Source organism: Nocardioides bruguierae (genome assembly GCF_023656415.1).
Lineage (GTDB): Bacteria > Actinomycetota > Actinomycetes > Propionibacteriales > Nocardioidaceae > Nocardioides > Nocardioides bruguierae.
Genome location: NZ_JAMOIL010000027.1, coordinates 22062 through 42477 on the forward strand (window position 1 = coordinate 22062; position 20416 = coordinate 42477).

The following is a 20416-nucleotide window of genomic DNA, read 5'->3' on the forward strand; positions in this document are numbered from 1 at the left end:
ACTCCGCACCTTACGGCCTCGGGCCTTGACGTGGGTGCCACGGGTCACGCTACGGTCGCCCCTGTCCACCACGGGAGCTCGCGGCAGCGGGCTGAGAGGGAGCTGGAGCCGCTCCGACCGTCGAACCTGATCCGGGTAGTGCCGGCGAAGGGAGCGGGGGAGCAGATGCTTTCCAGTGCGCTGCGGCGCGAGAAGTCCGAACGAGCCACCGACCACGCCACGTCCGGGGTGCGCCTGCCACGCCTGTGGGTCCTCGTCGGCCCCGAGCACGACCCGGCCGTGGCCGGCGCGCTGGCGTCCGTCGGCGTCCGCGGGTTCCAGGTGCGCGACAAGGACGGCGGCGACGCGGCCGTGCTCGCGCACGCCCGCCGGGTGATCGCGGCGGTGCGGCCGCACGGCGCGAGCGTCGTGGTCGACGACCGGGTCGACGTGGCCCTGGCGGCCGGCGCCGACGGCGTCCACGTCGGTGCCGACGACCTGCCCGTGGCCGACGTGCGTCGGCTCGCGCCCCACCTGCTGGTGGGCGCCACCTGCCGGGGCCCCGCCGACGTGCGGGCCGCCCGTGAGACGGGGGCCGACTACGCCGGCGTCGGACCGGTCCGCGCCTCCCGCTCGAAGCCCGGCCTCCCGGCACCGCTCGGTGTCGAGGCGATCGCCGCGTGTGCCCGCGCCGAGGCTGCCGCACCCGCACCGCTGCCCCTCGTGGCCATCGGTGGGGTGGACGCCGGCACGGCACTGCGCTGCCGTGCCGCCGGCGCCCACGGGGTGGCCGTCATCGGCGCGCTCTGGGACCCGCCCGACCCCCTCGTCGCCGCGCAGGAGCTGCTCACCGCCGTCCGGTGAGCAGCCGCGTCACCGGCCCGGGCCACCGCCCCGGCCGGCTGCTGGTGCGCGTCCGCGGAGCGGGCGTCGTCGGTCTCGCCGTCGCCGAGGAGCTGCTGCGGCGCGGGCACCGGGTGGAGGCCGTCGACCCGACCCCGGGCAGCGGAGCCTCGCACGCCGCCGCCGGGATGCTGAGCCCCGGCGGCGAGGCCGGGCCGGCCGTGCGCGACGTCGTCCCGCTGGGACGCCGGAGCCTCCGGCGGTGGCCGGCGCTGGCCGACCGCCTCGGCGTGGGCCTGCACCGCACCGGCACCCTGCTCGTGGCCCACGACGCCGGCGACCGTGCCGACCTCGACCGCCACCTCGACCTGCTGACCGACCTCGGCGAGCCCGCCGAGCGGCTGACCACGGCCCGGCTGCGGGCCCTCGAGCCGCGGCTGGCCCGGGTCGCCGGCGGGGCCTGGCTGCCCGAGGACCACAGCGTCGACCCGCGCGCGGTCGTGGCCGCCCTGCTGCGTCGGGTCCCGGTGCGGCCGGTCGCGTCGAGCGCCACGGCCGACGCCGAGGTGATCGCGACCGGCGCGGTGCTGCCGCAGCCCTGGGCCCACCTGGTGCGGCCGGTGCGTGGGGAGATCCTGCGACTGCGCAGCGAGGACCCGCCGGAGCGGGTCGTGCGCGGCCTGGTCGCCGGACGCCCCGTCTACGTCGTGCCCCGCGCCGACGGCGAGGTCGTCGTCGGCGCCACCACCGAGGAGCACGCCGGCCCGCCCGTCGTCACCGCCGGCGGCGTGCACGCCCTCCTGGACGACGCCCGCCGACTGCTGCCCGGCCTCGACCGGGCCGTGCTGGGCGAGGCGCTGGCCCGCGACCGGCCCGGCAGCGCCGACGGGCTCCCGCTGGTCGGGCCGGCACCCGGCGCGGCTGCCCAGGCAGGGCCCCGGACCGTCCTCGCCTCCGGCCTCCACCGGCACGGAGTGCTGCTCGCCCCGCTCGTGGCCGCGCTCGTCGCCGACCACGTCGAGGGCCGCGTCGACCCCGTGCTGGGGCGGCTCCTGGACCCCGGTCGCCACGAGCCCGACTCCCACCACCAGACCCAGACCCAGACCCAGCCCCAGACCCAGGAGGTCCGATGACCACCACCGGCACCCACCCACCCCGCACCGTCGAGGTGCACGTCAACGGCCGGCCGCGGCTGCTGCCCGCCGGCAGCACGGTCGCCGACCTCGTCCCCGACCCCACCGGCCTGGCCGTGGCCGTGGGGGAGCGGGTCGTGCCCCGCGCCGAGCACGCCGGTCGCGAGCTGCGGACCGGCGACGTCGTCGAGGTCGTCGGGGCGGTGCAGGGCGGATGAGCGACCCCGCGACCTCGTGGGAGCTCGCCGGTCGCCGGCTGACCTCCCGCCTGCTGCTGGGCACCGGCGGGCTGCCCCACCTCGGGCTCCTGCCGGCCGTCCTGGCCGAGGCCCGGCCCGCGATGGTGACCGTGTCGGTGCGCCGGACGTCGGTCACCGGCCCCGGCACCCTGCTCGGCACCCTGCACGAGGCGGGGGTGCCCGTCCTGCCCAACACCGCCGGCTGCACCACCGCCCGCGAGGCCGTGCTCACCGCGCACCTGGCGCGCGAGGCGTTGGGCACCGACTGGGTCAAGCTCGAGGTCGTCGGCGACGAGGCCAGCCTCCTGCCCGACGCCGTCGAGCTGCTCGACGCGGCCGAGCGCCTGGTGGCCGACGGGTTCACCGTGCTCCCGTACACCACCGACGACCCGGTGCTGGCCCGGCGCCTGGCCGACGTCGGCTGCGCGGCGGTCATGCCGCTGGGCTCGCCGATCGGGTCCGGGCTGGGCATCCGCAGCCCGCACGCGATCGCCTCGCTGGTCGCGGCCGTGGACGTGCCGGTGGTGCTGGACGCCGGCGTGGGCACCGCGTCCGACGCCGCGCTCGCCCTCGAGCTCGGCTGCTCGGCCGTGCTCGCCGCGAGCGCGGTCACCCGCGCCGACGATCCCGTGCGGATGGCCCGAGCCCTGGCGCTGGCCGTCGAGGCCGGGCACGCGGCGGCCGGGGCCGGGCGCATCCCCCGACGCACGGTCGCGCGGGCCTCCAGCCCCCGGCACGGACGCGTGGGGGCGCCGGCATGAGCCACGCATCGCTGCCCCGCCTCGTCCTGCTCACCGACCGCGCGCAGCTGCGCCTGGGCCGCGACCTCGTGCGCACCCTGCGCGAGTGCGCGCACGCGGGTCTGCGCGCCGTCGTCCTGCGCGAGCCCGACCTCGTCGGGGAGCCGTTCGAGGCGCTGGTCCGGGAGGCCGCGGCGATCCCCGGGCTCGCCCTGCTCCTCTCCCGCCGGACGCACCCGCTCGCCGCGGGCACCCACCTGGCGGCCCACCAGCCCGCCCCGACCCACGGGTGGTGGGGGCGGAGCTGCCACGCGGTCCCCGAGGTGCGCGCAGCCGCCGCCGAGGGAGCCTCCTGGGCCACGCTCTCGCCCTGGGGCGCCACCCTGAGCAAGGCCGGGTACGGACCGCCGGTCGGGCGCGACGGCCTCGCCGACGTGCCGCTGCCGGTGCTCGCCCTCGGCGGGATCACGACGCCCGAGGACGCCGCCGGGGCCCTCGCCTCAGGCGCGCACGGCGTCGCCGTGATGGGGGCGGTGATGCGGGCGGCCGACCCCGCGCGGATGGTCGCGAGCCTGCTCACCGCCCTGCCGGCCGACGTGCCTGCGACCACGGGAGGCGCCGCGTGAGCCGCTCACCCGCCGGCAGCCCGCCCGTGGCGCTGAGCGTCGCCGGCACCGACTCGGGAGGCGCGGCCGGCCTGGCCGCCGACCTCACCACCTTCGCGGCCCTCGGCGTCCACGGCGCCTGCACCGTCACCGCGGTCACGGCCCAGGACACGACCGGCGTCGCCTCCGTGCACGCCCTGCCGCCGCGCGAGGTCGCGGCCCAGCTCGACGCGGTGGTCGGTGACCTGCTCGTGGCCGCGGCCAAGACCGGCGTGCTCGGCAGCCCCGCCGTCGTCCGCCTGGTCGCGGCGGTGGCCGTGGAGCAGCGGTTGCCCCTCGTGGTCGACCCCGTGCTGGTGGCGACCTCCGGCGCGGTGCTCGGCGACGCGGACGTGGCCGCGGCACTGGTCGAGCACCTGCTGCCGGTCGCGACGGTCGTCACCCCGAACCGCAGCGAGGCGCTCGCGCTGACCGGCCTCGCCGCCGACACCCCGGACCCTGCCCTGGCGGCAGCCCTGGCGGACCTCGGCTGCGCCGTCGTCCTCACCGGTGGCGAGCCCACCGCCGCCGACCGGCGCCACGGCACGCGCACCGACTGGCTCGCGCTGCCCGGCAGCCCGCCGCTGCCGCTGACCCACGCCGGCGTCCCCACCGTGCACGACCACGGCAGCGGTTGCACCCACAGCGCCGCCCTGACCGCCCACCTGGCGCGGGGCGCCGACCTCGCGACCGCGGTGCGCGCGGCCGCCGCCTTCACCGCCGAGCGGATGCGCGCCGGCGCCGGCTGGCGGCTCGGCCGGGGCCGCGGGCCGGTCGCGCACACCGTCCCCGAGCCCGCCCCAGCCAGCACCCCGGCCAGCACCCCAGCCAGCACCCCAGCCACCGCCCGCGGACCGCGGGCGGCCACCCCCACCGGAGGAGACCGATGACCGAGCCCCTGCACCCCAACCACGAGCGCGTGCTCGTGCCCCACGACGGCCTGGAGGTGCCCGTGACGCGCGTGCACCTCACCGACGGCCGCACGTTCGACCGCTACACCACCGCCGGCCCCGAGCGGGACGAGGCGGGCGGGCTGCCCGCGCTGCGCGCGCCCTGGCTCGCGGCCCGCGCGGAGCGCGCCGACGGCCTGGTCACCCAGCTCGAGCTGGCCCGGGCCGACGTCGTCACCGAGGAGATGCGCTACGCGGCGGCCCGCGAGGGCTGCGACCCCGAGCTGGTGCGCAGCGAGGTCGCGGCCGGGCGGGCGATCATCCCGGCCAACGTGCACCACTCCGAGCTCGAGCCGATGGTGATCGGGCGCGCCTTCCTGGTGAAGATCAACGCCAACATCGGCACCAGCGCGGTCACCTCCGACACCGCCGGCGAGGTCGAGAAGCTCGACTGGGCCGTGCGCTGGGGCGCCGACACCGTCATGGACCTCTCCACCGGCCCCGGTATCCACGAGACCCGCGAGGCGGTGCTGCGCGCCTCGCCCGTGCCGATCGGCACGGTGCCGATCTACCAGGCCCTGGAGAAGGTCAACGGCCGGGCCGAGGACCTCTCGTGGGAGGTCTACCTGGAGACGGTGCTCGAGCAGTGCGCCCAGGGCGTCGACTACATGACCGTGCACGCCGGGGTGCTGCTGCGGCACGTGCCGCTCACCGTCGAGCGGGTCACCGGCATCGTCAGCCGCGGTGGCTCGATCATGGCGGGCTGGTGCCTGGCCCACCACGAGGAGAACTTCCTGTACTCCCACTTCGACGAGCTCTGCGAGGTGCTGGCCGCCCACGACGTCTCCTTCTCGCTGGGTGACGGCCTGCGCCCGGGCTCGCTGGCCGACGCCGGCGACGCCGCCCAGCTCGCCGAGCTGCGGACGCTGGGCGAGCTCACCCGTCGCGCCCGCGAGCGCGGCGTGCAGGTGATGGTCGAGGGGCCGGGCCACGTGCCGCTGGACCGCGTCCCCGAGCAGGTGCACCTCGCGCACGACTGGTGCGACGGCGCGCCCTTCTACACGCTCGGGCCGCTGGCCACCGACGTCGCGCCTGGCTACGACCACATCACCTCGGCCATCGGCGCCGCCACCATCGCCCAGCACGGCACCGCGATGCTCTGCTACGTCACCCCGAAGGAGCACCTGGGCCTGCCCGACCGCGACGACGTGCGCACCGGGGTGGTCACCTACAAGCTCGCCGCGCACGTCGCCGACGTCGCCAAGGGGCACCCCGGCGCGCGGGCCTGGGACGACGAGCTCTCCCGCGCCCGGTTCGAGTTCCGCTGGCACGACCAGTTCGCGCTCTCGCTCGACCCGCCGCTCGCGCAGGCCTACCACGACGCCACGCTGCCGGCGGAGGCCGCGAAGACCGCCCACTTCTGCTCCATGTGCGGGCCGAAGTTCTGCTCCATGCGGATCAGCCAGGACGTCCGGGAGGCCTTCCGGGAGAAGAGCGAGGAGTTCCTCGCCCTCGGCGCCACCGTCTACGTCGAGGACGAGGCGGGCGACCCGGCCCCGAGCGGCGCCCGGCTTTCGTAGTCTGGCCGCATGACTCCGCCGTCCGCCGTCCCCGACCCCTGGCAGCAGCGCGTCGGGGACGCGGAGCGGACGGAGGTGGCCGAGGCGCTGCGCCACGCCGCCGGCGACGGCCGGCTGGACCTCGAGGAGCTGGACCACCGCCTCGAGGCGGCGTTCACCGCACGCACCTACGCGGACCTGGGTCCGCTGCTGGCGGACCTGCCCGGCATGGCCTCCCCGCTGCCGCCCGGGTGGGCCCCGCCGCACTGGCCGGCGGCGCGGCCGGGCACCCCGGTGCCCGGGCCGCCCGTGCCCGGCACCCCGCTGCCCGGCACCCCGCTGCCCGGCACCCCGCTGCCCGGCACCCCGCTGCCCGCGCAGGCCGGCGTGGTCCGCTCCTCGACCGCGTTCCTCGGCACGGTGCGTCGCGAGGGGCCCTGGCGGCCGGGCGAGCGGCACTCGGCCACCGCCGTCCTGGCCGACGTGAAGCTGGACCTGCGGCACGCCGACCTGCCGCCGGTGCTGGTGCTGCACGCCGTCGCCGTGCTCGGCGACGTGAAGATCGACGTCGACCCCGAGACCCGGGTCGTGCTCGAGGGCACCGGCCTGGCCGGCGACTTCAAGCTGCACCGCCGCAGCGTCCCGGCCGAGCTGCGGCCGGACTCCCCGGTCGTGCGCGTGACCGGCACGGCGCTGCTCGGCTCGGTCACCGTCCGTCGTCGCGCACTGCCCGGCGAGGAGCGCGCCCGGTGGTGGGCGCGATGAGCGGGCCCGACCCTGAGCAGAAGGAGGGGCAGAAGGAGGGGCAGGAGCAGGGGCGTGAGCAGGGGCAGGAGAAGCAGCAGGAGCAGGCGTCGCGGCTCCGGGTCGGCGACGCCGACCGCCACGAGACCGCCGAGCGGCTGCGCGAGGCCGCGGGGGAGGGCCGCCTCGACCTCGAGGAGCTGGAGGAGCGGCTGGAGGCCTGCTTCGCCGCCCGCACCTACGCCGACCTCGCCGAGCTGACGATCGACCTGCCCGCGGCGACCGGGTCGGCCCCCGTCGTCCGCCCCGCCTCGGCGCCGGCGACCACGAGCGGGCCCCTGCCGGCCGGGCACGCCGAGCGGTCCACCCACGTCGCGGTGTTCTCCGGCGTCGTGCGCAGGGGTCGCTGGCGCGCGCCGCGCCGGTTCCGGGCGCTCGCCTGGTGGGGCGGTGTCGAGCTCGACCTGCGCGAGGCCGCCTGGCCCGGCGACACCATGGAGATCGCCGCCAGCGCCGTGATGGGCGGCGTCCACGTCGTCGTGGGGCCCGAGGTCGAGGTCGTCATGGAAGGCATCGGGATCATGAGCGGCTACGAGGGCCCGCGCGACCACCAGGCCGTCGCCGTGCCCGACCAGCCCGCCCGGACGCTCCGGGTCACCGGGTTCGCGGTGTGGGGCGCCGTCGCCGTCGAGCGGCGCGAGCGCGACTGAGCCACCGGCGCGTGCCCGATCCCGGGCCCGATCCCGTGCCCGCTCCGGGCAGGACGACGGCCCGGGTCGTGCCCGGGCGGAGGAGTGCTCCGCGCGGACCCCTCGCGTGATCGCGGTCACCGGGGTAGGTTGTGGCCTGCGCCACGTGAGTGGCGTCACTCCCTTTACGACGGATCGTCCGGCACGTGCCTGCCGGTGAAGGAGCAATTTGTCATGGCATCTGTGCGTTTCGAGAAGGCTCAGCGCTGGTACCCCGGCGCCGACACCCCCGCCGTCCCGGGCATCGACCTGGAGATCAACGACGGTGAGTTCATGGTCCTCGTCGGCCCCTCGGGCTGCGGCAAGTCGACCACCCTGCGCATGCTCGCGGGCCTCGAGGAGGTCAACGACGGCCGCATCATGATCGGCGACCGGGACATCACCCACATGCCGCCGAAGGACCGCGACATCGCGATGGTGTTCCAGAACTACGCGCTGTACCCCCACATGAGCGTCGCCGAGAACATGGGCTTCGCCCTCAAGATGGCCAAGGTGCCCACCGAGGAGCGCACCAAGCGCGTCGAGGAGGCCGCCGCGATGCTGGGCCTGACCGAGTTCCTCGGCCGCAAGCCCAAGGCCCTCTCCGGTGGTCAGCGTCAGCGCGTGGCCATGGGCCGCGCGATCGTCCGCCAGCCGCAGGTCTTCTGCATGGACGAGCCGCTGTCGAACCTGGACGCCAAGATGCGCGTGCAGACCCGTACCGACATCGCCAAGCTCCAGGCCGACCTGGGCATCACCACCGTCTACGTCACCCACGACCAGGTCGAGGCCATGACGATGGGCGACCGCGTGGCCGTCATGAAGCTCGGTGAGCTCCAGCAGTGCGACACCCCGCTGAAGCTCTACGACCGGCCCGCGAACCTCTTCGTGGCCGGCTTCATCGGCTCCCCGCAGATGAACCTCATGGAGGCCGTGGCCAAGGACGGCAAGGCCTACATCGGCGAGTACGAGGTGCCGGTCGACCCGGCCGCCGAGCAGAAGATGGCCGGCGACATCACCATCGGCGTCCGCCCCGAGAACTGGCGGATGGTCGGCCCCGGCGAGGGCCTGCCGCTGAAGATCACCGTCGTCGAGGAGCTCGGCGCGGACAACTACCTCTACGGCACCAGCGACGTCGCGGGTGTCCCGAGCACGGTCATCGTGCGGGTCTCCGGTCGTGACCACGCCCGCAAGGGCGAGACCGTCCACGTCACCACCGACCCCCACCACGTGCACGTGTTCGACACGACCACCGGGCTGCGCCTCTCCGACTGAGCACGGGTGAGCTGACCACCCGACGCGAGGAGCACCTCGGTCGTCGACAGCACGAGGCCCCGGGAACCACCCACGGTTCCCGGGGCCTCGTCGCGTCCGGCGGGGGTGTCTCAGTCGGGCAGGGCGGCCGCCTCGGCCATCGCCCGGCCGTGGATCTCGCCGGCGTGCTCGGCGTCGACGGTGAGGTTCTCCCCGGACGACGGGTCGAACAGGTGGATCTTCGAGGCGTCCACCCAGAGCTTGGCGTCCTCGCCCTGCTTGATCGTCGTGGCGCCGTCGAGGGAGACGACCAGCTGGGTGCGCAGCCCCTCGCCGTCGAGGTCCTTCTCCAGCTCGGCGAGCCGCTCCTTGACCTCGGCCGGCGCCTCGAAGGGCACGTAGGCGTAGGTCTCGTGGCCCAGCCACTCGACGAAGTCGACCGGGGCGGAGAACGTGGAGCCGTCCGAGGCCTTGTCCGAGAGGGAGGCGTCCTCGAAGTGCTCCGGACGGATGCCTGCGATGAGCAGGCCCTTGTCGCGGCCCTTGGCGGCCTTCTCCTCGCCGATCTCGACGGTGCCGAAGGGCAGCTTGAGCTGCGTGCCCTCGACCTCGGCGGGCAGGAAGTTCATCGGCGGGGAACCGATGAAGCCGGCCACGAAGAGGTTGCCGGGGTTCTCGTAGAGCTCGCGCGGGGTGGCCAGCTGCTGCAGGACGCCCTTCTTCAGCACGGCCACGCGGTCGCCCAGCGTCATCGCCTCGGTCTGGTCGTGGGTGACGTAGACCGTGGTGATGCCGAGCTTCTTCTGGAGCCGGGCGATCTCGGTGCGCATCTGGCCGCGCAGCTTGGCGTCCAGGTTGGAGAGCGGCTCGTCGAAGAGGAACGCGTCGGCCTCGCGGACGATCGCGCGGCCCATCGCGACGCGCTGGCGCTGGCCGCCGGAGAGGTTGCCGGGCTTGCGCTCGAGGTGCTCGTCCAGCTCCAGCGTGGCCGAGGCCTCGCGGACCTTCGTGTCCACCTCGTCGTCGGGCGCCTTGGCCAGCCGCAGCGGGAACGCGATGTTCTCGTAGACGCTCAAGTGCGGGTAGAGGGCGTAGTTCTGGAAGACCATCGCCAGGTTCCGCTCGCGCGGCGGGAGGTCGTTGACGACCTTCTCGCCGATGGAGAGCTCGCCGTCGGTGATGTCCTCCAGGCCCACGATCATCCGCAGCAGCGTGGACTTACCGCAGCCGGAGGGCCCGACGAGGATGACGAACTCGCCGTCGGCGATGTCGATGGAGACGTCGTTGACGGCCGGGAAGCCGTCCCCGTAGCGCTTGACGATGTTCTTCAGCTTGATGGCGGACATGCGGGTCACCCCTTCACGGCGCCGGAGGTGAGGCCGGCGACGATCTTGCGTTGGAAGACGAGGACGATGAGGACGATCGGGATCGTCGCGATGACGGCGGCGGCGGCCAGGAGGCTGGCCGGACGCTGGAACGGGTCGGGTCCGACGAAGAACGACAGCGCCGCCGGGATCGGTCGGGCCGCCTCGGTGGAGGTCAGCGTGATGCCGAAGACGAAGTCGTTCCAGGCGAAGAAGAAGGTCAGGATCGCCGCGGTGAACACGCCGGGTGCGGCCAGCGGCACGATGACCTTGCGGAACGCCTGCCAGGAGGTGGCGCCGTCGACCTGGGCCGCCTGCTCCATCTCCCAGGGGATCTCCCGGAAGAACGCGGTCAGGGTCCAGATCGCCAGCGGCAGCGTGAACGACATGTACGGCAGGATCAGGCCCGGCCAGGTGTCGTAGAGCCCGATGGTGCGCCACAGGTCGAACAGCGGGCTGACCAGCGAGACCACCGGGAACATCGCGATCGCCAGCGCGACCGAGAGCACGGCCTTCTTGCCGCGGAACTCCAGCCGCGCAATGGCGTAGGCGGCCAGCGTCGCGATGATCACCGACAGCAGCGTCGAGATGAGGCTGATGCCGATCGAGTTGAGGATCGCGCGGCGGAACTGCTCGTCCGCCCACACGTCGGCGTAGTTGCTCCACCCGGCGAAGGAGTCGAGCGGCAGGAAGCCGGGGTCGCTGCCGTTGGAGACGGCGGCCTGGCTCTTGAACGACAGGGCGAGGATCCAGGCCACCGGCAGCAGGCACCACACGAGCACCAGTGCGACGCCGACGACGAGTCCGATCTTGCGCTTCATCTCAGCCCTCCCCTCGGGCCTGGGCCAGGTCGACCCGGAACAGCTTGACGATGACGAACGCCACGAGCAGCACGGACAGGAACAGCAGGACGGCGAGGGCGGAGCCCATGCCGAGCTGGAACTGCTCGATGCTCTGGCGGTAGGTCAGGAACGAGATCGACTCGGTGCCCTCGGCGCCGGCGGTCATCACGAAGATGTTGTCGAAGATGCGGTAGGCGTCCAGGGCTCGGAAGAGCACCGCCACCATGATCGCGGCCCGCATGTTCGGCAGGATCACCTTGTACATCCGCTGCCACCAGGTGGCGCCGTCGACCTTGGCGGCCTCGACCATGTCGTCGCTGACCTGGGCCAGGCCCGCGAGCAGCAGGAGCGACATGAACGGGGTGGTCTTCCAGATCTCGGAGACCATGATCGCGATCATCGCCGGCAGGGTGTCGCCGAACCAGTTGAAGTCGGTGGGCACGAACGGCAGCCAGGAGTTCACGAACCCGTTCTGGTAGGTGAAGGCGAACTGCCAGGCGAAGCCCGAGACGACGGTGATGATGCCGTAGGGGATGAGGATCGAGGTGCGGATCAGCCCGCGTGCGAACACGACCCGGTGCATCACCAGCGCGAACGCGAAGCCGATGACCAGCTCGAAGGCCACCGTCACCAGCATGTAGACGACCGTGACGCCGATGTCGCGCCAGAACAGCGAGTCGGTCAGCGCCGTGACGTAGTTGGAGAGGCCGATGAACTCGCGGTCGTCGGGCGCGGTCAGCGAGTAGCTGTAGAAGCTCAGCCACAGCGCCCGCAGGATCGGGAACGCGGTGACGAGCAGCATGACGATCACGGCGGGGGCGACCAGGCGCCGGCCCAGCCGGTTCTCGTTCCTCGCGCGCTCGGTCTCGGCGCGGGGCGCGCGGGTGCCGGCGGTGGATGCGGTGGTCGTGGCGCTCACAGCAGTGCCTTCCCCTCGAGGACCTGGGTCACGTAGTCCTGGGACTTCTCCGGGGTGGTGTCGGGGTCGACGTCCGCGGGGGAGTGCCAGGTCGCCTGGATGGCGCTGGAGACCGTGGCCCAGAACGGGCTCTGCGGTCGTGGGCCGGCGTCCTCGATACTGCGGCGGTACAGGTCGAGCAGGTCCGCCGGGTAGGCGTCGGTGAGCTCCTGGGCGTCGTAGCCGGACGAGGTGGCCGGCATGAGTCCGGCGTCCACGGCGAGCTGCACCTGGTTCTCGACCGAGGTGATGCAGGCCGCGGCCTCCTGCGCGTACTCGGGGTACTGCGTGTAAGCGCCCACGCCGACGTCGATGCCACCCACCGGCGGCTTGGACGCCTCGCCGGCCACCGTCTGCGGGTAGCGGGCCCAGCCGAGGTCGTCGAACTGGTCCTTGCTGTAGTCGTTGGCGTCGCTGGGCTCGTAGTTCTTGTAGACGAACGTCCAGTTGACCATGAACTCACCGGGGCCGCCGTACATGGCGGCCAGCGCCGTGCCCTCGTTGGAGACCGACAGGTCCGACTGCGCCGCCGAGGAGCCGGCGAGCTGGGCGATCACGGCGGCCGCGTCCTTGCCGGCCTCGGTGTCGAGGTCGACCTCCGCATCCTTGCCCGCCTCGGGGTCGGAGAGGATCTGGCCCCCCGCCCCCTCGATGAGCGCGTTGATCCACACCACGTAGGCCTCGTACTTGTTGCCCTGCACGCCGACGGTGGCGCCGTCGACGGAGTCGGCGGCGTCGATCACCTGCTTCCAGGTGACCGGCTGGGACATGTCGAGACCGGCCTGCTCGGCCAGGCTCTTGCGGTACCAGAGCACCTGGGTGTTGGCCCACAGCGGAGCGGCGTAGACGCCGTCGTCCCACTGCACAGTGGAGGCGATGCCGGAGAGCGTGTCGTCGCTGATGGTGTCGTCCGGCAGCTGCAGCAGCCACCCGGCGTTGGCGAACTCGCTGACGAACGCCACGTCCAGGTTCATCAGGTCGGTGGTGTCGTCCTCCGCCGCGAGGCGCCGCGCGAGCTGGACCCGCTGGTCCGTCGCGGACGTCGGCAGCAGCCGGGTCTGGATGTCGTAGTCGTCGGTCGAGCAGCGCTGCGCGATCGCGTTCAGCGTGTCCTGCCCGTCCGGGTTGAGGTACCAGGTCAGCGTCGGCTTCCCGTCGCTGCTGCACCCGGCCAGGAGCCCGCCGGCGGTCGCCAGCGCCAGGGCCGCGACCCCCGTCCGCCACCTGCCGAGCCTCCACCGGGTCGACGACGTCCTCGTCGTCCTGCCCATCTCGTCCTCCGCACCGCGGCCGCGACCGAGGCGGTCGCTTCCGTCTCGGGTGCACGTCCGCAGGTGCTCCCGGGCCGGGAGCGGGGACGGCGGCGGGGTCGGTCAGGCCCCGCGCCCGTGCCCATTCCCCGTTCGGGTGAGGTTGACCCCACCTGTCCGGGTGATCTCTGACAGCTGTCGAGAACCTGGGACGGGGCTTGCGCTCAGCGCGTCGGTCGCTCGGCCCGGTCGGCGGTGCGGCGCAGGGCGTCGGCGACCAGACCGAAGAGCGGCAGGGGCACGTCGTGCCCGAGGCCCTCGACCAGCACCAGTTCCGCGTCGGGCACCGCGGCCGCGGTGGCCCGCCCGCCCGAGACATGCACCATGCGGTCGGCCAGCCCGTGCAGGACGAGTGTGGGCACCCCGACCTCGCGCAGCGCCGGCTCGCGGTCGGGGGCGGTGAGCACGGCCAGCATCTGCCGCACGGTGCCGGCCCGGTTGACCCCGTGGTCCCAGGTGTCGCGGGCGCGCCGCGCCAGGGCCTCGTCGTCGAGCGGCCAGCCGGGCGACCCGGTCAGGCGCCACGTCCGCACGCTCTGGCGCACGTAGGCGTCACGATCCTCCTCCTCGGTGCGCTCCCGGCCCACGTGGGTGTCGCTGAGCAGCGGCGCGAGCAGCGAGGGGTGCTGCCACCCCACGGCCCGCCGCCCGGTGGTCGACATCAGGGAGGACAGCGACCAGACCCGCTCGGGCGCGTTGATCGCGAGCGTCTGGGCGATCATCCCGCCCATGGAGATGCCCGCGACGTGCGCCGCCGGCAGGTCCAGGTGGTCGAGCAGCGCCACTGCGTCATCGGCGAGCTCGGCCATGCCGTAGGGCACCGGGGTCGGCAGCCCGAGGAAGGTGCGGACGACGGCGGTGCGGCGCGCCGGCGAAGCCACCGAGGTGGAGCGGCCCGCGTCGCGGTTGTCGTAGCGGACGACGTGGAAGCCGCGTCGGGCCAGCATCCGGCAGAGCCGCTCGTCCCACCAGGTCAGCGGGCCGCCCAGCCCCATCACCAGGAGCAGGGGCTCGTCGGCGGGGTCGCCGAACGTCTGGTAGCACAGCTCGAGGTCGCCGCTGACCGGCGCGCGCAGCAGCCCGGACGTGGCGACGTCGCTCGGGTCGTGGCCGTCGGGGTCGCGCAGGGCGGTCGTGGACGGGTGGACGGGGGAGTCGACGGGGGTGTCGACGGTGTCCGTGCCGGGGTGGGCCATGCGTCCCAGTAGACCCGAGCCGCGGTTGCCCGGAACTTGCCGCAGCCTTGACTGTGTCTCACCTCACAAGGTGGGACGACGGTTGTACTGTCAATACATGACGGAGGTCACATCGCTGCTGCTGCCGGAGGGCTTCGCCCGCCCCGGTCACGCTGCGGTGCTGCGCGAGCGTCACCTGCTCGCCGAGGGCGCCCGCGCGGCGGCCGCCGAGGTCGGTGCGCAGGCCCGTGGCACCGTCACCCGGCTGCGCGTGGCCAGCCGCTGGCGCGCGGCCCAGGACGGGGCGGACGACCCCGTCCTCCTGGTCCCGGGGTTCCTCTGCGGCGACTACTCGCTGCTCGGCCTGCACCGCGGCCTGCGCCGCGCCGGGTGGCGCACGTACCGCTCCGGCATCGCCGCCAACGTCGGCTGCACCAGCGAGATGGCACGCCTGGTGGAGCAGCGGCTCGAGGAGGCCGCCGAGCGCTCGGGCCGGCGCGTGCAGCTGGTCGGGCACAGCCTGGGCGGCATGCTCGCCCGCGGGGTCGCCGCAGCCCGCCCCGACCTCGCCGCCGGGGTCACCACCCTGGGCAGCCCGGTGCTGGCGCCCGGGGCCCACCACGTGGCGCTGAGCGTCTCGATCGCGGCGCTGGTCGGGCTGCACGCCGCCGGGGTGGAGCAGGTGATGGGGCACGACTGCGTGCGCGGCGAGTGCGCCCGCGACTCCTTCCTCGACTCGCGGGCCGCGCTGGCCCCCGACGTCCCGCACACCTGCGTCTACTCCAAGGCCGACGGCATCGTGGCGTGGCAGGCCTGCATCGACCCCGACGCGCACGCCGCGGTCGAGGTGAGCGGCACGCACCTGGGGATGGGCGTGAGCCCCGCCGTCCTCGCCGTCGTGCGCGAGGCCCTCGCCCGCCACCGCGCGGTCGCCGCCGAGGTGCCGCCGGCCGTCGTCGTCCCGCTCGACCGCACGGCCTGACCCACCCTCCACCTCCGGACGGCAGCGACGCCCGGCCCCAGGAGGGGCCGGGCGTCGCGGTGACGGCCAGGGGCTGGTTGCCGGGCTCAGCCCTGGTAGTCGAAGTCGATCGCCGAGTAGGCGGCCAGCTTGGAGAGCTGGTGCTGGGAGTCGATCTGGCGGATGGTGCCGGAGCGGCTGCGCATCACCAGCGACTGGGTGGAGACGCCGCCGGGGAAGTACCGGACGCCGCGGAGCAGCTCGCCGTCGGTGATCCCGGTGGCGACGAAGAAGCAGTCGTCGCCGGTGACCAGGGTGTCGGTGTCGAGGATCTGGTCGAGGTCGAGGCCGGCCTCCAGCGCCTTCTCGCGCTCCTCCAGGTCCTTGGGGCGCAGCTTGCCCTGGATGGTGCCGCCCATGGCCTTCATCGCGCAGGCGGTGATGACGCCCTCGGGGGTGCCGCCGATGCCCAGCAGCAGGTCCACCGAGGAGTCGGGACGGCAGGTGAGGATCGAGCCCGCGACGTCGCCGTCGGAGATGAACTTGATCATCGCGCCGGTCGCGCGGATCTTGTCGGCCAGCTGGTCGTGGCGGGGGCGGTCGAGCACGCAGACGGTGACGTCCTGGGCCTTCTTGCCCTTGGCCTTGGCGACGGCGTGGATGTTGTCCGCGACCGAGGCACGGATGTCGACGACGTCCGCGGCCTCGGGGCCGGTCACGAGCTTGTCCATGTAGAAGACCGCGGAGGGGTCGTACATGGAGCCGCGCGGGGCGACGGCCAGCACCGAGACGGCGTTGGTCATGCCCTTGGCGCACAGCGTGGTGCCGTCGATCGGGTCGACGGCGACGTCGCACTCGGGGCCGGTGCCGTCGCCGACGCTCTCGCCGTTGAACAGCATCGGGGCGTTGTCCTTCTCGCCCTCGCCGATGACGACGGTGCCGTTCATGCCGATGGTCGAGATGAGGGTGCGCATGGCGTTGACGGCCACGCCGTCAGCCCCGTTCTTGTCACCGCGGCCGACCCAGCGGCCGGCGGCCATGGCGGCCGCCTCGGTGACGCGCACCAGCTCGAGGGCGAGGTTGCGGTCCGGGGACTCAGGGGCGACTTGCAGGGTGGCCGGCTCGGTCATGGGCGCATGGTAGCCGTGGTGACTGCCGTCTCCTTGACGCTGAGCCACATCTCACTCCCCGGTCGCAGGTCCAGACGCTCCGCGCTCGCGGGCGTCACGTCCGCCAGGAGGGTCTGGACCACCGGTGCGGTCGACCCGTTCCCGCGCCCCTCGCCCCCGCTTCCGGCTCCCTCGAGGTGGCCGGACTGCACCTCGGCCAGCAGCCGGACCACGTCGCCCGTGCGCGTCAGCCCCAGCAGGCGAGCGGGCCAGCGCAGCCGCGCCGACCCGTGCGGCTCGGTCAGGTCCACCGTCACCGCCGACGGCGGGAAGGTGCGGACGGCGTCGGCGTCGGTGAGCACGTTGAGACCCACGAGCCTGCCGACGTGCGCGGTGGCCGGGCGGGCGGCCACGTCGGCGGGCGTGCCCTCCTGGGCGACCCGGCCGCCCTCGAGCACGAGCACCCGGTCTGCCAGGGTGAGGGCGTCGACGGCGTCGTGGGTGACCAGCAGGGTCACCGTGCCGTGCGCAGCGGCCGTGGCGGCCAGGTGCTGGCCCAGCTCGGCGCGCAGGGTGGCCGCCACGCCGACGTCCAGGCCCGCGAAGGGCTCGTCGAGGAGCAGCAGGTCGGGCTCGGTCACCAGGGCGCGGGCCACGGCCACCCGGCGCGCCTGACCCCCCGAGAGGTCACCCGGACGACGGCCCGCGAGCGCGCCCACGCCGAGCCGCTCGAGCCACGCGGCGGCCGCCTCGCGGGCGGGCCCGCGCCGCACTCCCCGGGCGCGCAGGCCGAACGCGACGTTCTCCAGCGCGGTGAGGTGCTCGAACAGGCCGCCGTCCTGCGGCACCAGCCCGACCCGCCGCTCCTGCACCGGCCCGGCGCTCACGTCGCGACCCCGCAGCCGCACCGGCCCGAGGGCCGGCACCGTGCCCGCCAGCGCACCGACCAGCGAGGACTTGCCCGCCCCGTTCGGCCCGACCACCGCGAGCACCTCTCCCGGCGCGGCCCGGACGTCGGCCTCGACCCGACCCGGCACCCGGACCCGGGCGTGCAGACCGTCCCCGCTCGCCGTGCTCATGCCCGCTCCCGGCGCCGGCCGCGCAGCGGGTCGAGCCAGCGGTGCCGCAGACCGGCGAGCACGGCCAGCGAGACAGCCAGCAGCACGAGCGCGAGCGCGCGGGCGTCGTCGGCGTCCGCCTGGAGCGCCGTGTAGACCAGCGACGGCATGGTCTGCGTGGTGCCGGGGAAGTTGCCGGCGAAGGTGATGGTGGCACCGAACTCGCCGAGGCTGCGCGCCCACGCGAGCACGCAGCCCGCGAGCACGCCGGGCACGGCCAGGGGCAGCACCACCCGGCGGAACGCGTACCAGCGGCTCGCGCCGAGCGTGGCCGCCACGGCGTCGCAGCGCTCCCCGGCGCTGCGCAGGGCGCCCTCCACGCTGAGCACGTAGAAGGGCATCGCGCAGAAGACGTGCGCCAGCACCACGCCGGCCGTCGTGTACGGCAGCGTGAGGCCGAACGCCTCGCGCAGGGGGGCGCCCACCACGCCGGTGCGCCCGAACGCGGTCACCAGCGCGACGCCGGCCACGACCGGCGGCAGCACCAGCGGTACCGCGACGAGGGCCCGCAGCAGCCCGAGGCCGGGCAGGTCCAGCCGCGCCAGCACCCACGCGAGCGGCGTGCCCAGCAGGAGGCAGACGAGCACGGTGGCCAGCGACGTCCCCAGGGAGATCACCAGCGCCTCACCCACCGCCTGGGACGCCAGACGCTCCGCGAGCGTGCCCCACGGAGCGGCCACCACGAGGGCGACCACGGGCACCACGAGGAGCAGCGCCGCCAGGGCCGCCGGCACCAGCAGAACGGCAGGGGGTCGACCCAGCCGGACGGGCCGCGTGCTCGGCCGGCTCGCGCCGCCTCCGCGTCCGGCCGTGCCCTGCTGGCTCCCTGGTCCCACGGGGCTCAGCCCTGGGAGTCGCGCGGGGCGCCGAACCCCGCGTCGGCCAGCACCTGCTGCCCGGCGTCGGAGAGGACGAGGTCGATGAACTCCACGGCCAGGTCGGGCTCCTCGGCCTGGCTCAGCGGCGCGACGGCGTAGTCGGTGAGGTGGTCGGCCGCGCCGGGCACCGCGAAGGAGGTGACGTCGTCGCCGGCCGCGACCGCGTCGGTGGAGTAGACGAACCCGGCGTCCGCCTCGCCCGAGGTGACCTTCTGGAGCACGGCCTTCACGTCGACCTCGAGGCTCGCGGGGTCGGTCGTCACGCCCTGCTCGTCGGCGATGGTCGCCCAGAGGTCGCCGCACGGGGCGGTCGCCACGCATGCCACGTAGTCGACGCCCTCGGCCACGGCGTCGGCGAAGTCGGAGATGCCGGCCGGGTCGTCGGCGGGGGTGACGCCCACCAGCTGGTTGGAGGCGAACAGCTGGGGGGCGTCGGCGAGCGCGTCGGTCGCGTCCTGCATCGTCCGCAGGTCGGCGGTCGCGAGGACGTCGGCGGGCGCACCCTGCACGGCCTGGGCGGCCAGCGTCGCGGAGCTGTCGAAGGCCAGCGTGACCTCGACGCCGGGGTGCTCGGCCTCGAACTCGTCGGCCAGTGCGGTGTAGGTCTCGGTGAGCGATGCGGCCGCCAGCACGGTGAGCTCGGTGTCGGCGCCCGTGTCCGACCCCGTGCCCGACCCCGTGCCCGACCCCGTGCTCGACCCGTCGCCGGAGCAGGCGGTCAGGGCGCCGGCGCCCAGGAGGGTGGCGGCGAGGAGCGCCGCCGTCCGGGTGCGGGTGCTCGGGCGGGTGCTCAGGCGGGTGCTGGGGGTGCGGGGGTTCACGGGGTCTCCACGGTGACGTTGGTGGACTTCACGCTCGCGACGACGCGCGAGCCGGGCTCGAGGCCGAGGTCGTCGGCGGCCTCGGCGGACATGAGCGAGACGAGGCGGTAGGGGCCGCACACCATGTCGACCTGGGCCATCACGGTGTCGCGCAGCACCCGGGTGACGATGCCGGGCAGCCGGTTGCGGGCGCTGACGTGCGCGGTGCGGGTCAGCCCGGGGTCGGGGTTCTCGACCAGGCTGGTGGCCAGGGCCGCGAGGTCGGGCCCGTCGATGACGAGACGACCCTGGTCGCGTCGTGAGGCGACCCGGCCCGCGTCGACCCAGCGGCGCACGGTGTCGTCACTGACGCCCAGGACCGTCGCTGCTTCCGCAACTGCGTAGGTGCTCACCCGTCCATGATGCCGCATCTGCGGTTCCTCCGCGCTGTGGGGGCCGCAGGACTGGTGGTGGGGAGGACGCGGATGTGGCTGCTCGGGGTGCGTCGGGGACGATGGGAGGCGTGAGTCAGGACGCTTCCGCCCCCGAGCCGGCCACCGAGAAGCCGGGTCGCTACCAGCGCACCACCGGTGGCCTCATCGGCTCGATGATCGTGATGGTCGTCGTCGTGGTGGTGGCGTGGCAGGCGTTCGGCGCGTTCCGCGACGACGAGGTCTCGCCCGTGGGCACCGACATCGCCTACCCCGACGTGGCCGACGCGCTCGCGCTCTCCGACGGCACCTGGGTCTACCCGGCGTCGCTGCCCGCGGGATGGGTGCTCAACACCGACCCGCGCATCCCCTCGGCCGAGGGGTTCGTCGACCTGGCGATCCTCACCGACCACGACAGCGACGAGGAGACCGGCTTCTTCGTGGGCGTGCACGTGGAGGACGAGGACGTCGACGAGCTGGTCGACACCTACGTCGATGCCGCGGCGCGTGACGAGGGCGTCTACACGCTCGAGGGCGCGTCCGCGGGGGTGCCGAGCGAGTGGGAGACCTGGACCGACGAGGGTGGCGACACCGCCTACACCGCGACGATCGGCCGTGGCGGTCAGGAGAAGTCCGTCATCGTCTACGGCTCCGCGCCCGCCGAGGACCTCCAGGAGATGCTCGGCCTGCTCGTCTCGACCCGCGGCTGACACCCCC

22 protein-coding genes and 1 riboswitch are annotated in these 20416 nt (G+C 74.4%); of the genes, 12 read left to right on the forward strand and 10 right to left on the reverse strand.

Annotated elements, in window-relative coordinates:
* Positions 1–60: 60 nt before the first annotated feature.
* Positions 61–172: riboswitch (TPP riboswitch) on the forward strand.
* From M8330_RS17125 to M8330_RS17170, 10 genes are all read left to right on the forward strand, one after another.
* Positions 166–843, forward strand: a complete 678-nt coding sequence (locus M8330_RS17125) for a thiamine phosphate synthase (protein ID WP_250828314.1) — start codon at positions 166–168, stop codon at positions 841–843. It overlaps the preceding riboswitch by 7 nt.
* Entirely contained in the window at positions 840–1955 is a 1116-nt protein-coding gene (locus tag M8330_RS17130; RefSeq protein ID WP_250828315.1) for an FAD-dependent oxidoreductase, read from the forward strand. The genes M8330_RS17125 and M8330_RS17130 overlap by 4 nt, the downstream gene beginning before the upstream one ends.
* The gene (thiS, locus tag M8330_RS17135) at positions 1952–2173 is read left to right on the forward strand and encodes a sulfur carrier protein ThiS (RefSeq protein WP_250828316.1); all 222 of its coding nucleotides are present in this window, start codon (positions 1952–1954) and stop codon (positions 2171–2173) included. The genes M8330_RS17130 and thiS overlap by 4 nt, the downstream gene beginning before the upstream one ends.
* Entirely contained in the window at positions 2170–2955 is a 786-nt protein-coding gene (locus M8330_RS17140; RefSeq protein WP_250828317.1) for a thiazole synthase, read from the forward strand. The genes thiS and M8330_RS17140 overlap by 4 nt, the downstream gene beginning before the upstream one ends.
* Positions 2952–3560 carry a thiamine phosphate synthase gene (locus M8330_RS17145; RefSeq protein ID WP_250828318.1) on the forward strand — a complete coding sequence of 203 codons (609 nt, stop codon included), beginning with the start codon at positions 2952–2954 and terminating at the stop codon, positions 3558–3560. The genes M8330_RS17140 and M8330_RS17145 overlap by 4 nt, the downstream gene beginning before the upstream one ends.
* Positions 3557–4468, forward strand: a complete 912-nt coding sequence (thiD, locus tag M8330_RS17150) for a bifunctional hydroxymethylpyrimidine kinase/phosphomethylpyrimidine kinase (RefSeq protein ID WP_250828319.1) — start codon at positions 3557–3559, stop codon at positions 4466–4468. The genes M8330_RS17145 and thiD overlap by 4 nt, the downstream gene beginning before the upstream one ends.
* Entirely contained in the window at positions 4465–6048 is a 1584-nt protein-coding gene (thiC, locus tag M8330_RS17155; RefSeq protein ID WP_250828320.1) for a phosphomethylpyrimidine synthase ThiC, read from the forward strand. Before thiD ends, thiC begins: the two co-directional genes overlap by 4 nt.
* Positions 6049–6057: 9 nt before the next feature.
* Positions 6058–6792: a DUF1707 domain-containing protein gene (locus M8330_RS17160; RefSeq protein WP_250828321.1), complete on the forward strand. Its 735-nt coding sequence runs from the start codon at positions 6058–6060 to the stop codon at positions 6790–6792.
* Entirely contained in the window at positions 6789–7481 is a 693-nt protein-coding gene (locus tag M8330_RS17165; protein WP_250828322.1) for a DUF1707 SHOCT-like domain-containing protein, read from the forward strand. Before M8330_RS17160 ends, M8330_RS17165 begins: the two co-directional genes overlap by 4 nt.
* Before the next feature lie 213 nt (positions 7482–7694).
* The gene (locus M8330_RS17170; RefSeq protein WP_250054340.1) at positions 7695–8774 is read left to right on the forward strand and encodes an ABC transporter ATP-binding protein; all 1080 of its coding nucleotides are present in this window, start codon (positions 7695–7697) and stop codon (positions 8772–8774) included.
* 110 nt (positions 8775–8884) lie between these two features.
* Here M8330_RS17170 and M8330_RS17175 read toward each other — a convergent pair whose 3' ends face one another.
* The 5 genes from M8330_RS17175 to M8330_RS17195 all read right to left on the reverse strand — a co-directional run bounded on the left by M8330_RS17175 (position 8885) and on the right by M8330_RS17195 (position 14423).
* A complete protein-coding gene (locus M8330_RS17175) occupies positions 8885–10099 on the reverse strand; it encodes an ABC transporter ATP-binding protein (RefSeq protein ID WP_250828323.1) in 1215 nt (404 codons plus the stop codon).
* A gap of 5 nt (positions 10100–10104) precedes the next feature.
* Positions 10105–10938 (reverse strand): carbohydrate ABC transporter permease, encoded by an 834-nt coding sequence (locus M8330_RS17180; RefSeq protein ID WP_250054336.1) that lies wholly within the window; start codon positions 10936–10938, stop codon positions 10105–10107.
* A 1-nt stretch (position 10939) separates the two neighbouring features.
* Entirely contained in the window at positions 10940–11878 is a 939-nt protein-coding gene (locus M8330_RS17185) for a carbohydrate ABC transporter permease (protein ID WP_250054334.1), read from the reverse strand.
* The gene (locus M8330_RS17190; protein ID WP_250828324.1) at positions 11875–13188 is read right to left on the reverse strand and encodes an extracellular solute-binding protein; all 1314 of its coding nucleotides are present in this window, start codon (positions 13186–13188) and stop codon (positions 11875–11877) included. The genes M8330_RS17185 and M8330_RS17190 overlap by 4 nt, the downstream gene beginning before the upstream one ends.
* A 203-nt stretch (positions 13189–13391) precedes the next feature.
* Positions 13392–14423, reverse strand: a complete 1032-nt coding sequence (locus tag M8330_RS17195; RefSeq protein ID WP_250828325.1) for an alpha/beta fold hydrolase — start codon at positions 14421–14423, stop codon at positions 13392–13394.
* Between the two features lie 97 nt (positions 14424–14520).
* Here M8330_RS17195 and M8330_RS17200 point away from each other — a divergent pair, with 97 nt between their 5' ends.
* On the forward strand, positions 14521–15384 hold the full coding sequence (locus M8330_RS17200) for a lipase family protein (RefSeq protein ID WP_250828326.1): 864 nt from the start codon (positions 14521–14523) through the stop codon (positions 15382–15384).
* A gap of 86 nt (positions 15385–15470) precedes the next feature.
* On the opposite strand, the gene glpX is transcribed toward M8330_RS17200, so the two are convergent.
* The 5 genes from glpX to M8330_RS17225 all read right to left on the reverse strand — a co-directional run bounded on the left by glpX (position 15471) and on the right by M8330_RS17225 (position 19681).
* Positions 15471–16493, reverse strand: coding sequence for a class II fructose-bisphosphatase (gene glpX / locus M8330_RS17205; RefSeq protein ID WP_250054326.1), 1023 nt, complete (start codon positions 16491–16493; stop codon positions 15471–15473).
* A complete protein-coding gene (locus M8330_RS17210; RefSeq protein WP_250828327.1) occupies positions 16490–17551 on the reverse strand; it encodes an ABC transporter ATP-binding protein in 1062 nt (353 codons plus the stop codon). Before M8330_RS17210 ends, glpX begins: the two co-directional genes overlap by 4 nt.
* On the reverse strand, positions 17548–18324 hold the full coding sequence (gene modB, locus M8330_RS17215) for a molybdate ABC transporter permease subunit (protein WP_250828328.1): 777 nt from the start codon (positions 18322–18324) through the stop codon (positions 17548–17550). The genes M8330_RS17210 and modB overlap by 4 nt, the downstream gene beginning before the upstream one ends.
* A gap of 107 nt (positions 18325–18431) precedes the next feature.
* Positions 18432–19289, reverse strand: coding sequence for a molybdate ABC transporter substrate-binding protein (gene modA, locus M8330_RS17220; protein WP_250828329.1), 858 nt, complete (start codon positions 19287–19289; stop codon positions 18432–18434).
* Complete coding sequence (locus M8330_RS17225) at positions 19286–19681, reverse strand: TOBE domain-containing protein (protein WP_250054317.1); 396 nt, start codon at positions 19679–19681, stop codon at positions 19286–19288. Before M8330_RS17225 ends, modA begins: the two co-directional genes overlap by 4 nt.
* A 110-nt stretch (positions 19682–19791) precedes the next feature.
* Here M8330_RS17225 and M8330_RS17230 point away from each other — a divergent pair, with 110 nt between their 5' ends.
* Positions 19792–20409 carry a DUF4245 family protein gene (locus M8330_RS17230; RefSeq protein ID WP_250828330.1) on the forward strand — a complete coding sequence of 206 codons (618 nt, stop codon included), beginning with the start codon at positions 19792–19794 and terminating at the stop codon, positions 20407–20409.
* Positions 20410–20416 lie beyond the last annotated feature (7 nt).